The organism is Parafrankia irregularis, from assembly GCF_001536285.1.
Lineage (GTDB): Bacteria > Actinomycetota > Actinomycetes > Frankiales > Frankiaceae > Parafrankia > Parafrankia irregularis.
Genome location: NZ_FAOZ01000028.1, coordinates 107,529 through 120,336, shown reverse-complemented (window position 1 = coordinate 120,336; position 12,808 = coordinate 107,529). Strand labels below are relative to the sequence as shown.

8 protein-coding genes are annotated in these 12,808 nt (G+C 72.5%); 6 read left to right on the top strand and 2 right to left on the bottom strand.

Annotation, left to right across the window (positions count from 1 at the left end; translation table 11 throughout):
• Positions 1-570: 570 nt before the first annotated feature.
• A complete protein-coding gene (locus tag AWX74_RS30035) occupies positions 571-1,392 on the top strand; it encodes an enoyl-CoA hydratase/isomerase family protein (RefSeq protein ID WP_091283662.1) in 822 nt (273 codons plus the stop codon).
• 115 nt (positions 1,393-1,507) lie between these two features.
• Here AWX74_RS30035 and pepN read toward each other — a convergent pair whose 3' ends face one another.
• The gene (gene pepN, locus AWX74_RS30030; RefSeq protein ID WP_091283661.1) at positions 1,508-4,222 is read right to left on the bottom strand and encodes an aminopeptidase N; all 2,715 of its coding nucleotides are present in this window, start codon (positions 4,220-4,222) and stop codon (positions 1,508-1,510) included.
• A gap of 233 nt (positions 4,223-4,455) precedes the next feature.
• Here pepN and AWX74_RS30025 point away from each other — a divergent pair, with 233 nt between their 5' ends.
• The 5 genes from AWX74_RS30025 (at position 4,456) to AWX74_RS30005 (ending at position 9,899) form a co-directional block, all read left to right on the top strand.
• Positions 4,456-5,517, top strand: coding sequence for a phosphotransferase family protein (locus tag AWX74_RS30025; RefSeq protein ID WP_091283659.1), 1,062 nt, complete (start codon positions 4,456-4,458; stop codon positions 5,515-5,517).
• Between the two features lie 380 nt (positions 5,518-5,897).
• Complete coding sequence (locus AWX74_RS30020) at positions 5,898-6,209, top strand: TFIIB-type zinc ribbon-containing protein (RefSeq protein ID WP_091283656.1); 312 nt, start codon at positions 5,898-5,900, stop codon at positions 6,207-6,209.
• Between the two features lie 210 nt (positions 6,210-6,419).
• On the top strand, positions 6,420-7,301 hold the full coding sequence (locus tag AWX74_RS30015) for a rhomboid family intramembrane serine protease (RefSeq protein ID WP_091283654.1): 882 nt from the start codon (positions 6,420-6,422) through the stop codon (positions 7,299-7,301).
• 151 nt (positions 7,302-7,452) lie between these two features.
• The gene (locus AWX74_RS30010) at positions 7,453-8,736 is read left to right on the top strand and encodes an MFS transporter (protein WP_091283652.1); all 1,284 of its coding nucleotides are present in this window, start codon (positions 7,453-7,455) and stop codon (positions 8,734-8,736) included.
• Between the two features lie 467 nt (positions 8,737-9,203).
• Complete coding sequence (locus AWX74_RS30005; RefSeq protein WP_054566073.1) at positions 9,204-9,899, top strand: response regulator; 696 nt, start codon at positions 9,204-9,206, stop codon at positions 9,897-9,899.
• Between the two features lie 120 nt (positions 9,900-10,019).
• Here AWX74_RS30005 and AWX74_RS30000 read toward each other — a convergent pair whose 3' ends face one another.
• Complete coding sequence (locus AWX74_RS30000; protein WP_091283651.1) at positions 10,020-12,041, bottom strand: GAF domain-containing sensor histidine kinase; 2,022 nt, start codon at positions 12,039-12,041, stop codon at positions 10,020-10,022.
• Positions 12,042-12,808: the final 767 nt, after the last annotated feature.

Here is a 12,808-nt window from a genome sequence, read left to right as displayed (position 1 = left end):
AACCTCGGTTCTGACGTTGAGAGTATTTCGACACTTCCACAGTGGTTCGCTTTCGCTCGCCTTCCCGGCCCACACCTGACCCGGTCACCGCCGGGCCTTTTCCGTCACGCTCACGACCCCGCCCGTTGAGGCGACGCCGCTGACGGCGGTTTGCGACCCCCACCCGCATGGTGGTCACGGAGGGCCACACCTCCATCACCCGCGGAGCACCGCTCCAGAAGATCACCGTCTACTCAAGATCGGCTTCTCCCTTCCCGTTCGTGGCGCAAGACCAAAATCCTTCACTCTTGCGACTCGCCAAGCCGGGCCGCCGGGCTCTCGGAGGTCCGGCGGCGTTCGTGGAGCGCGAGCCCCGCCCATCAACCAGCAATCATGATCGGCGCCGATCTGCGACATCTCCGGCGAAATCCTCGGATGGTCTTCTGGCTGCGGGCGCGGCTGCGGTTGCGGGCGCGGCTACCGGACGAGGACCCGTCTGGCGCCGGATCGCCAACAGTTCTCAGCCCCGCATCGGGTTCTCAGCCCCACATCGGCCCGCCTCTGCCGGACCGGACTGGTAGGAACAGCCAGATGAGCGACGAGAACCTGCCCGGGACCGACACGGCCGAGCCCGACGAGCTGATCTACTCGGTTTCCGACGGGATCGCCACGATCACCCTCAACCGGCCCCACCTCAAGAACGCCTTCACCCTCACCATGATCGACAGGTGGGCGGAGGTCCTGCGGTCCGCCGAGGCGGACCCGGAGGTGCGGGTCGTGGTGGTGACCGGGGCCGGTGGGGCCTTCTGCTCCGGCATCGACCTGGCGGTCCTCAGCGGGATCGAGCCCACCCCGATCGCGCGCCGTCGGATGCTCACCGAAGGCGTCCACAAGGTCGCCCGGGCGGTGCTGGACCTCAGCAAGCCGCTGATCGCGGCGATCAGCGGCGTCGCGGTCGGTGCCGGGCTCGACATGGCGCTCATGTGCGACCTGCGGTTCGCGGGGCGCTCCGCGCGCCTGTCCGAGGGCTACATCAGGATCGGCCTGGTTCCCGGCGACGGTGGAACCTACCTGCTCCCCCGCCTGGTCGGGCCGGCGAAGGCCCTGGAGCTGCTGCTCAGCGGCGACACGGTGGACGGCGTCGAGGCGGAGCGGATCGGCATGGTCAACCGCGTCTACGACGACGCGGTCCTGCTCGACGAGACCTACGCCTTCGCCGGTCGCCTCGCGGCGATGTCCCCCATCTCGACCGCGATGATCAAGCGCGCCGTCTACCAGTCCCAGAACCTCGACCTGCGGACGAACCTGGACCTCATCGCGTCCCACATGGCAGTCGTGCAGTCCACCGAGGACTACGCCGAGGCCCGCGCCGCGTTCGGCGAACGGCGCGCCCCGACGTTCGTCAACCGCTGACCGTTCGTCAACCGCTGACCGTTCGTCAACCGCTGACCGTTCGTCAACCGCTGACCGTTCGTCAACCGCTGACCGTTCGTCAACGGCTGACCGTTCGTCAGCCGTTGTCCGTTCGTCAGCGGCTGACCGCGCCGTCGCCGGCGGGCACGCCCGGCCATCCCCGCGGGCAGGCCCGCCGGTGGACCTCCCGGGCCGCCACGGCCCTGCGCAGGTCGTCGGCGGCGTCCATGACGACCCGGGAGAGCACGGGTCCCGCGTCCGGGCCGGCGAGCAGGCTCTCCGCCGCGGCCAGGGTGGCCGGTCGCACCGCGTATCGCGGGAACGCCGCCGCCGCGACCTGCCGGACGGTATGCGGTGAGCGCCGCGCCGCCACCCGGGGCAGCTCGGCGAAATACCGCTCGACGTAGGGATCGGTCAGATCGCCCTGGTCCGGCTGCCAGAAGCCCTGCGCCGTCGCGGCGACCAGCCGCACCGACATCGCCTCGTCCGCGGTGACGGTCCGCCAGGCCCGGGCCTTCGCCGCCGGGTCGCCGACCGCGGCCCGGATCCGCGCCGCCTGCTCGATGCCACGGCTGCTGGGGTCGTTGTCGAGCTCCGCCGCGATCTGCGCCTCGCCGGCCTCGTCCAACGCCACCAGGCGGTCGAGCAGGCGCCAGCGCAGGTCCGGGTCGACGACCAGCCCTGCCGGGACGTCCCGGCCCACCAACCAGCCCCGCAGCCGCGCCACCTCCGGCCGTTCGGCGCACCACACCAGCCCGCGGGCCGCGGCGAGCACCAGCCCGGCCCCGGCTCCGGCAGCGTCATTAGGCCCGGCAGCGCCACCAGGGCCGGCAGCACCGCCAAGCCCGGCAGCACCGCCGGCCCCGGCCGATCCGGCCGATCCGGCCGACACGCCGGCCGGGGCCGGCCCGGCAGCCCGGTCGATCACCGACCGGCAGGCGTCGACGATCACGCGCCGGGCGGCCGAGCGGTCCCCGTCCGGCAGGTAGCAGTGCACGACCGTGCCGACCGCGAAGCCGAGCGCGTCCTCGAGCACCGCGACCGAGCGTTCGGTGGGCAACGCCCGAGCCGCCAACGTCAGGTAGTCGGCCGCCGGCCACTCCGCGTCCCGGGTCAGGTCGGCGGCAGCGGACCACACGACGGACCGCGCCAGCGGATCCGCGAGCTCGGCCAGCACCGCGCCGAGCCGCGCCAGGTCCTCCGACCCGAACCTGATCTTCGCGTACGTCAGGTCGCCCTCGTTGACCAGCAGCAGCCGGCCCGGCCGGGTGCCGACGAGCTGCGGCACCGGCGTGCGCCCGCCGGGGGCCGTCGGCTCGAGGTCGACCGTCGCCCGGCGCACGAGCGTCACCGGACCGCCCTCCCCGGGCGCGTCGAACACCCCGATCCCCACCCGGTGCGGCCGCGCCGCGGGCTCCCCGGCCGGCTCTGTCCGGACGATCTCGACCGCCGCGTAGGCGCCCTGTTCGTCCAGGCTGACCCGCGGCCGCAGCGTGTCGAGCCGGGGCCGGCGCAGCCAGGCCTGCGCCCAGCCCGCCAGGTCCCGGCCGCTGGCCTGCTCCAGCGCTGCCAGCAGGTCGGCCAGGGTGGCGCTGCCGTAGGCGTGCGCGGTGAAGTACGCGCGCAGCCCGGCCAGGAAAGCCTCGTCCCCCACCCATTCGACGAGCTGGCGCAGCGCCGAGGCACCCTTCGCGTACGAGATGCCGTCGAAGTTGAGCAGCGCGGCAGCGGTGTCCGCGACGGCGGGCGGCGCCACCGGATGGGTGGACGGGCGTTGGTCGGCCGCGTAGCCCCAGCTCTTGCGGCCCACCGCGAAGCTCGTCCAGGCGTCGGTGAAACCGGTGGCCGCCGCCGTCACCCGGGTGCCCATGTACTCGGCGAACGACTCGTTGAGCCACAGATCGTCCCACCAGCGCATGGTCACCAGGTCGCCGAACCACATGTGGGCCATCTCGTGGGCGATCACGACGGCCCGGCGCTCCCGTTCGGCCTCGGTCACCGCGGACCGGAACACCAGCTCGTCGCGGAAGACGACCAGGCCCGGATTCTCCATCGCGCCCATGTTGAACTCGGGCACGAACGCCTGGTCGTACTTTCCGAACGGATAGCGAATGCCGAACAGCTCGTGGTAATGATCAAGGCACTCGGTGGTGATCTGGAAGATCTCCGCCGCCTGCGCCTCCAGGAAGGGCGCGAGCGACCGGCGGCACAGCAGCGCCAGGGGGACCTCGTCGTGGGTGCGGTTCCACACCTGATACGGCCCGGCCACCAGAGAGACCACATAGGTGGCCAGCGGGGCGGTGGGCTCGAACTCCCAGCGGCCCGGTGCCACCTGCTTCCCCGCACCGTTCGCCCGCACCTCCCAGCCGCCCGGCGCGGACACGGCCAGCCGCAGCGGTGCCTTGAGGTCGGGCTGGTCGAAACAGGCGAAGATCCGCGCCGCGTCGTCGAGGAAGGACTGCGCGTAGAGGTAGACCTCGCCGTCCTCGCTGTCGGTGAACCGGTGCAGCCCCTCCCCGGTGTTCGTGCACGCCATCGTCGCCCGGACGACCAGGGTGTTCTCGACGTCCAGGTCGGTCAGCACAAGCCGGCCGTCGGGCGCGGGCGACGCGTCGAGCTCCCTGCCGTTGAGCCGGACCAGATCCAGCGAGACGGCCTTGACGTCGACGAACGTGCTGGCGCCCGGGACCCGGCAGGTGAACGACACCGTGGTCGTCGAGGTGAACCGCGGGCCGTCCGGCACACCGGTCAGGTCCAGATCGACGTCGTAGGAACGGACCTGGACGAGCTCGGCTCGCGCGACGGCCTCGGCCTGGCTCAGCGGCTGCATCAGCCGACGTTAGTGGCCGACCGGGCCGAGCACACCGGACGGGTCGAGCGGGGCGGGTCGCATCAGGGCACCCAGTGGTCCCGGCACCCAGTGGTCCCGGCGGCCCGTGATCCCCGGGCGGCCCGTGGTCATCCGCCGACAACCCGGCGGAGAATCAGACCAATGAGCCTTCTTCCTCTCACGGCGCGTGGTCAGGGCCGCCCCAGGCCCGGGTCGACGATGGAAAAGGCTCGATGAGCACCGGTCACACCGAGCGCGCCCGCCCGCGCGCCACACCACGGACGGTGGACGCGGGCGAGCTGACCCGACCGGGCGGGGAGGTCCTCACCGACCGCAAGGGCCGGCACGTCGTTCGCCACGGTGACATCGTCGTCAAGACCCATATGGCCGAGGAGGCCGCGGGCCCGCTGCTGGCCCGGCTGCGCCTCGCCGCGGACCCACGGCTGGCTCCGTTGTTCCTGCCCCCGCTGCGCCTCGGCACCGGGGACGGCGAGGACGGTGGGCGGGGCATCCAGGGTGGGCTGCTGGCCACCATCGACGGCCGGCTCGTCACCGCCTGGCCGGCCGCGACGGCGCTGGGCCTCGCCGAGGTCGAGCGGGACGTCGAGGCCGCTCCCTGGGAGGCCGCCGCCGAACTGCTCGCCCGCCTGCACGCCACGGACCTCGCGGCCCTGCACCCCCTGACCGTGCCACCCGCCGCGGTCTGCACCCGCCTGCGGCGCGTCATGGACCACATGGAGACCGGGCTCTCGAACCCAACCACGACCACAGGCGAAGGACCGGCCAGACCCGTGGCCGCGGAGATCCTCCGTCTCGCCGAGGACGTCCGTGGCGCGCACGCGGCACTGCCACCCTGGCTGCGGCAGGCACCGAGCCGGCCGGGCGGACGGGTGGCGCTGATCCACGGCGACTGGCACCTCGGGCAGGTCGTCCGGGCGCCCCGCGAGCCGCATTCCACCGCCACCACCACCGACCAGTGCTGGCGGATCATCGACATCGACGACCTGGGCTGGGGCGACCCCGCCTGGGACCTGGCCCGCCCGGCCGCGTGGTTCGCCGCCGGCGTGCTTCCCGTCGCTGTCTGGTCACGCTTCGTCGACGCCTACCGGGGCGCGGGCGGGGTCGGCCTCGGCTCCGACCCGGATCCCTGGGCGGCGGTGGACGGACCGGCCCGGGCGGTGACCGTGCAGTACGCGGCGGGCGCGATCACCGACCACCTGCTGCGCGGCACCCCGTTCGACGAAGGAGCCCGGGCCTTCCTCGACTGCGCCCGCCGGCTGGCCTCGGGCACCTGATCACGAAATGCCGAGCGCGGGGATCCCTGGACGCCGCGCCCTGTCACCTGCCCGACGTCCGACGACGCCCGGGGCCCCGTTCACGGACGATGGACTCCGCCGGAGCCGGACATCACAGCGTCTGACCACCGCTCGGCACGAGACTGGTGCGAGGTCGGTGCGAGGTGACGGCACCGTTTTCACTCGTCCTGGTCCAGTCGGCCTGGTCCAGTCGGCCTGCCGACGAAGTGCGGACCTCGCCTCTGTTGACCATCGACGGATAATCTCTCGCTGGTCCTCCGCGCCGAGGGCCCGCCCGGAGCGACCCCTGGCGATCGCAGGTGAGCGCCGTGGCGTAGCTTCCGCCCCACGGCGCGACTGTACGCATGGAAAGGGTAGGGATGAACTACTCTGCTGGACATGGCCTGGTCTGCCCCAAGTGCCATGGCGCGATGCGGACCTACACCCGTAGTGGAGTCCAGATCGAGCAGTGCGACAACTGCCGCGGGATCTTCCTGGACTACGGCGAGCTCGAGGCCATCACCCGGCTCGAGTCCCAGTGGTCGCAGCCGGCGCCCCCGCCCGCGCCGATGCCGCCGCCCGGTGGCCACTACAGCCAGCCTGCCTGGGGCTCGCACGGCCACAGCCACGGTCACGGCTATGGGCACGGTTACGGGCACGGGCGGCTCACCCGCCTCCTGTTCTCCTCCTGAGACTGTTCTCGCCCTGGAACCGTTCTCGTCCTGAGACGCCGTGCCCTCCCCACGAGCACGTCCCCGTGCGGACGTCCCGCGTGGGAGGGCGGGCGTCAGGGCCCGGCGGGGGCGGCTGGCGGCCCGCGCGCATCCCGGCGCCTGCCCGCCCGGCCATCGCGATGGTGGAGACGATGCGACCGACTCGGTCGGGTACGGCAGGATGACGTCGTGGTCATTCCGATTCACGACATCAACCCGCTGCGGCGCAGACCGGTCATCACCTGGCTGCTGATCGCGGCCAACGTCGTGGTCTTCGTGTTCTTCACGCCCATGGTCAGCTCGGTCGCCGGCGTGCAGGCCTCGCGCCCGCAGAACGTCTGCGAACAGCAGCGCTTCTACGCGGAGTGGGGCGCGATCCCCAAGGAACTGCTCACCAACAGGCAGCTCCCGTCGGCGGCTTCCGGGCGGCTCACGGTGGACAGCCAGGGCCGGGTCGGGTGCCTGGTGGAGTCGCCGGCGACGTTCCACAAGTCGCCGGTGCTGTCCGCGCTCAGCTCGATGTTCCTGCACGGAAGCTGGCTGCACCTCATCGGCAACATGCTGTTCCTCGGCGTCTTCGGCAACAACATCGAGGATCGGATGGGCCGCCTGCTGTACCTGCTGTTCTACCTGGCCTGTGGGATGGCGGCCGCCTACGGCTTCGCTCTTTTCGAGGGCCAGACCACCGACACCCTCATCGGCGCCTCGGGCGCTGTCGCCGGGGTACTCGGCGCCTACCTCGTCGTGTTCCCACGCGCCCGGGTGATCGGCCTTGTCTCGGTCTTGTTCTTCCTGCCCTTCTGGCTGCCGGCCTGGATCGTGCTGGGGTTCTGGTTCGCGTTGCAGTACCTGTACTTCACCGGTATCGGCGTCTCCGGTGGCGGGAGCGTCGCCTACGGCGCCCATGTGGTCGGCTTCGTGCTGGGTGCCGTGCTGGTGGCCCCGTTCGTCCAGCGCCTGCGTGCCGCGGGGCCCTCGCCCCGTCAGGCGGCGCAGCCGCGGTGGGTCCGGGAGCCACCCGGCCTCGGTGGGACGCGTCGTGCGTCCGCCCGGCCCCGCCACCGCGGCTGAGACGAAGGCTCCCGCGGTAGACGCCAGACGCCAGGCGCCGCGGCCGGAGCCCCCGCCGCGTCCGACCGACCACCGGACCTCTCCGGCAGCTCAGATGTGGCACAAAACCGCTGGTCATGGGCCTGTCTGATGGGGCAGTGTGAATGCGGTCATGACCACCGCATATCACCGCGCCCTGGCGACCCCGGGCGCCGTCCGCTTCGTGCCCGCGGCGTTCATCGGCCGGCTTCCCATCGCGATGATCTCTGTCGGAACCGTCCTGTTCGTCCAGGCCAGGACGGATTCCTACGGGCTGGGTGGCGCGGTCGCGGCGACCAGCGCGGTAGGTGAGGCCCTGCTCGCACCCCGCCTCGGGCGCGCGCTCGACCGCTTCGGGCAGGCCCGGGTGCTGCTCGCCTGCCTGGTCTGCCATCTCGCGGCCATGGCGACGCTCATCGCCACGGTGGCCGCCGGCGCACCCCACCCGGTCTGGTTCACCGCCGCCCTGGTGGCCGGCGGTTCGCTGCCGCCCGTGGCCGCGTGCTCCCGGGCCCGCTGGAGTGCCCGGCTCTCCGGGGACGAGTTGCTCGGCACCGCCCTCGCACTGGAGTCCGCGCTCGACGAGCTGGTCTTCGTGCTCGGGCCGGTGCTCGTCACCATGCTCGCCGTGCTCGTGACGCCGGCGGCCGGGCTGATCGCGGCGATGGTCTTTCTCACCGCCGGGACCACGGCGTTGGTGTTCCTGCGGGACACCGACCCGGGACCACGCGATGCAGAGATCACTACAAGGCCACGAATGCTGCGCGATCCCGGAACTCGTACCGTGCTCGTGGTCTTCTTCTGTATCGGTCTCGCGTTCGGCGGGGTGGACGTGTCGATGGTCGCCTTCGCCCGCGAGGAGGGCCTGGCCGCGGTCGGCGGCCTGCTGGTCGGCCTGTTCGCCGGCGGCTCCGCCCTCTCCGGGCTCGTCTACGGCGCGCGGGACCATTCCCGACCGCTGCCCGACCGCTTCCTGCGGGCCGCCACCTTCATGGCGTTCGGCATGACGTTGCCACTCGCCGGCGTCGCCCTGCCGCTGATGATCCCGCTCGCACTACTGGCCGGGGCCACCTCGTCGCCCACGCTGATCACCGGAAACGCGCTGGTCGAGCGTCTGGTGGACGCCCAGGCCCGGACCGAGGGCTTCACCTGGCTCACCATGGCCGTCGTCAGCGGGCTCGCGGCCGGCACACCCGTCGCGGGCATGCTCGTCGACAGCGGCGGCGCGCATCACGGGCTGCTCGTCACCGCGGTGGCCGGCCTGACCATCGGCATCGCCGCGCTGCTGGGGCGTCGGGCCATCGCCTCGCGGCATGGGTCCGCGGCATCACGGCCGGGCGTCGGATCCACCCAGCCCGCCGCCACCGCCCTCGACGGCGGCGGGGCAGCCCCCGCCAGGGCGACCACCGCACTGTGACCACGCCACGATCGCACGGTGATCGGAGGGCGGCCAGCGGCGGGCGGGCAACGATCAGACAGCCCAGAAAAAACGACGGGTAGGCAATCAAAGAGCGACACCGGCCGGAGCGGTGACCGCACCGGCCGGCCGCCTCCCGTCGAGCCCGCCCTCCAGGCCAGAGTGGATCGGGCTGAACCGACACGAACGCGACACGCCTGGCGACGGGGTCGGCGCCAGTCCGGAGCACCGCCCCACAACGGCCGAACCCACCGAAGTCCCCGATCGGGAGAGTTATAATCTGCGTGCTGCACGTGACAAAAGGCGACGGTCCTCAATGAGCCCCTTCCATCGTCGACTCTGTCCGGTGGCTACGGCCCTGCGGCTACGGCGCTCGACAAACGTGAGACGGAAAAGGCTCAACGATGGCGCGTGCCCTCAGCGATGATGACGGTCTTCAACGACGGCGGGGTCGGGCGGAGTCAACGGTGGCAGAGCTAACGACGAGCAGTCCCGAAACCGGCGCATCACCTGCCAGGTCGTCGCGCCCGGGGTCGATCCGCGTCTTCCTCCTCGACGATCACGAGGTCGTGCGCCGCGGGCTGCGCGACCTGTTGTCCGACGAGGCCGACATCGTCGTCGTCGGCGAGGCGGGGCGCGCGGACGACGCGATCGCAGAGATCATCATGCTCCGGCCCGACGTGGCCGTCCTCGACGCGCGCCTTCAGGAGGGCAGCGGCATCGAGGTCTGCCGGCACGTCCGCTCCCACGCCCCGGAGATCGCGTGCCTGATCCTCACCTCGTTCGATGACGAGGACGCGTTGTTCACCGCCATCATGGCCGGGGCGGCGGGCTACGTCCTCAAGCAGATCCGCGGCAACGCCCTCGTCGACGCGGTGCGCCAGGTGGCGGCAGGGCAGTCCCTGCTCGACCCGGCGGTGACCTCACGGGTGCTCTACCGGCTGCGGGAAGGTCCGGTCGAGGACGAGCGGCTCTCCGGCCTCACCGACCAGGAGCGGCGGATCCTGTCCCTCATCGCGGAGGGGCTCACGAACCGCCAGATCGCCGCACGCATGTTCCTGGCCGAGAAGACCGTCAAGAACTACGTGTCGAGCATGCTCGCCAAGCTCGGTATGGAGAGCCGGACACAGGCGGCGGTGTTCGCCACCAAGCTGTCGACCTGACCCACGCCGTGACCCGGCCCGTACGGTCAACCTGACCCACGCTGTCGGCCTGACCCACGCCGTCAGCCTGGCACACCCGCCGGCTCCCGCGCGCACGGCCACAGGGCGCCGTGCGGGCGCTCAGAGTGCCCCTGGGGCTCTGTCGCCGCGGTTTCCGGGGTCCACCACGCCGCCCGGGGTCGTGACACCCGGAGGCGCCGTGTGGCCCAGCCGGCTCAGCGCCCGCGGCACCGGAACGGGCTGAACCAGTGGGACATGCCACCGCACGGTGGTCCCGATGCCGCCCTCCCCCGGACCGAACTCCATCCGGCCACCCAGGTCGAGCGCCCGGCGGCGAAGGTTCGCCAGGCCGCTGCTGCGGGAGGCACCGCCAGGGCCACAGCCGTCGTCGCGCACCTGGACCGAGACGTCCGTGTTGGTGACCCGTACCAGCACCTGGATCCGAGTGGCCCGAGCGTGGCGAGCGATGTTCGACAGCGCCTCACGGATGGCTGCCAGCAGATGCGGGTGGATCACCGTGGGTATGCCGCGGTCGACCGGGCCGTCGATACGCACGGTCGGCCGGATGGCGAGCGCCTGTTCGGCCTGGGCGACGATCGCCGCGATCTCCGCCCGCAGGTCGACCGCCCCGGAGGCCGCCGTCAGCGAGAAGATCGTCTGTCGGATGTCGGCGATCGTCTGATCCAGCTCGCGGACGGCGGAGGTCAGCCGGGCCGCCGCGGCGTCGTCGATCACCCGCGACAGGCCCTGGATCTGCAGACCGGTGGCGAACAGCCGCTGGATGACCACGTCGTGCAGATCCCGGGCGATGCGGTCGCGTTCCTCGAACACGGCGAGCCGTTCCCGCTCGCGCTGCACCCGGGCCATCTCCAGCGCGAGGGCCGCATGCCCGGCGAACGCCGCCGCCATCTCCAGGTCGAGGTGCTCGAAGACGGCCACTCCCGGGGGTGCCGCAAGCACCAGAATCCCCAGCGGCCGCCCCGCCGCCAACAGCGGAACGATCATCACGGCGCCGATCTCGAGCCCGTCGACGACCTCACCCAGCAGATCGCGGGCGGCGGGGTCCACCCGCTCCGGCGGAATGATCCTGGCCCGGCCGGCCCGCATGACGCCGAGCAGGCCCGTCGACTCGGGCAGGCTCCGCCCCTGCAGGCTCTCCGCGCCCGCCCCGTCGGCCACCGCGATCTCCAGCGGCACCGCGAACCCGTCGCCGTACGCACCCGGCCGACCCGACGCACCGGACGCACCCGGGACACCGGACGGATCGGAGGCCTCCGAGGAACCCGAGGAGCCGTACGCACCGGGCACACCAGGCACCGCCGCGGGCCGCCACGGGCCGGTCCGGGCCGGCCCGGCGGCGCCCGCGCGGGCCGTGCGCGCCGGCGAGACGATCGCGGCCAGGCGTGCCGAGGTGACCTGCCTGGCCCGCCGCGCGACGAGCCCGAGTGCCTCGACCGGCTCCGCCACCGACAGCAGCGCCGTGGTGATCTCGGCACTCGCCGTGAGCCACGCCTGACGCCGCCTGGTCGCCTCGTAGAGACGTGCGTTCTCGATGGCGAAGCCCACCGCGGCGGCCAGTGCGCCGACGAGGTCCTCGTCCTCCTGGGTGAACTCCGGGCCGCGTTTGCCGGCGAGGTACAGATTCCCGAACGCCTCGCCGCGCACGGCGATCGGCACCCGTAGGAAGGTCAGGAAGCTGCAGCCGCCGGGCGGGAAGCCGAGGGCCTGGGGCGACACGACAACCGCGCCTGTCACCGCCGCGGCCGGCGCCGGATGCTCCCCGGCGGGCTCGCCGATCAGGCCCCGCCCGCGCGGCATCCGGACGATGCCGGCCGGGACCTCGTCACCGGTCCCACCGCCGCTGATCAGGTCCGTGATCTGACCGTCCGGGCCCAGCACCCCCAGCACGCCCAGCTCGCAGTCCACCAGCGAACGCGCCGCCTGCGCGATGCGGTGCAGGGTGACGGGGAGGCTCAGCTCACGGGCGACGTCGACGACGGCGTCCAGCAGGCCGCGCATGCGGCTCTGCACCGTGAAGATCTCCCCCGTCGGCGTCGTCGGCGGGCCGTGTGCACTCCCGCTGGAACCAGCGCTGCCCGCCGAGGCCACGAGTGCGTCCGTCCCCGAGCCGGTCTGGACCATCTCGCATCTCCCGTCCACAGGCCTCACGTGACGATAACCAGACAGGCGCCGGTCTGGGACACTGCCGGGTGTATCGAACGAACTGCGCCCTGCCACGAGACCGCACCGCGTTGGCGTACAGTTCATGCATGGCCGCCTCTGGCTTCCTTCTGCACAGCGACCGCGTGACCGACCTGAGCAGGGTCGTCGCCGCGGCCTGTATGACCCGGGCCTGACTTCGCAGGCCGCGGCGTGACGCCGCGTAGCCTGCCCTCAGGTCCGACACGGCGCTGCGCCGCCTCATCGCCCCCTGACAGCTCCTCGTAGCTGCGGGTTCTTCGCGACGACGAGTGCACCGCCGCGGCCCACGCGGCAGCGTCCGAGTTCCGCGAGCCCTCCGACCTCTCCCCACGGTGACCTGCCGCGGGCATGGCCGCCCCACCTGCGGCCAGCCCCGTCGGTGGCTCCGCGGGCGGTGGCCGGCAGGCCGCAGCCCTGGCGGGGCGAGAGCGACGAGACCGCCCGAGCGCGGCGCAGGCGCTCCCGGGCATGGCCGCGGGGTGGCTGCCGGGCCGCACGTGGCTGCCAAAGCGCCCACACGCGGCACACACTCGCGCCTCACCCCACTCCGGGCAGGCCCGCCCGTGGCCACGCGCCTGCCGTCCGGCGCAACCAGGCCCCGCGCCCATGAACGTTCCGGTCGACGCCGTGCCCCCGGCCGATCCGCGGACGCCTCACGGTGTCCTCCAGTGGTCCGTCGCAGCGGCGACGGTGTTCGAAGGAGCTTC

Bases quoted from the DNA above. Each gene is read 5' to 3' on its own strand.
- AWX74_RS30035 (WP_091283662.1), top strand. From the start codon at position 571: ATGAGCGACGAGAACCTGCCCGGGACCGACACGGCCGAGCCCGACGAG.
- pepN (WP_091283661.1), bottom strand. From the start codon at position 4,222: ATGCAGCCGCTGAGCCAGGCCGAGGCCGTCGCGCGAGCCGAGCTCGTC.
- AWX74_RS30025 (WP_091283659.1), top strand. From the start codon at position 4,456: ATGAGCACCGGTCACACCGAGCGCGCCCGCCCGCGCGCCACACCACGG.
- AWX74_RS30020 (WP_091283656.1), top strand. From the start codon at position 5,898: ATGAACTACTCTGCTGGACATGGCCTGGTCTGCCCCAAGTGCCATGGC.
- AWX74_RS30010 (WP_091283652.1), top strand. From the start codon at position 7,453: ATGACCACCGCATATCACCGCGCCCTGGCGACCCCGGGCGCCGTCCGC.
- AWX74_RS30000 (WP_091283651.1), bottom strand. From the start codon at position 12,041: ATGGTCCAGACCGGCTCGGGGACGGACGCACTCGTGGCCTCGGCGGGC.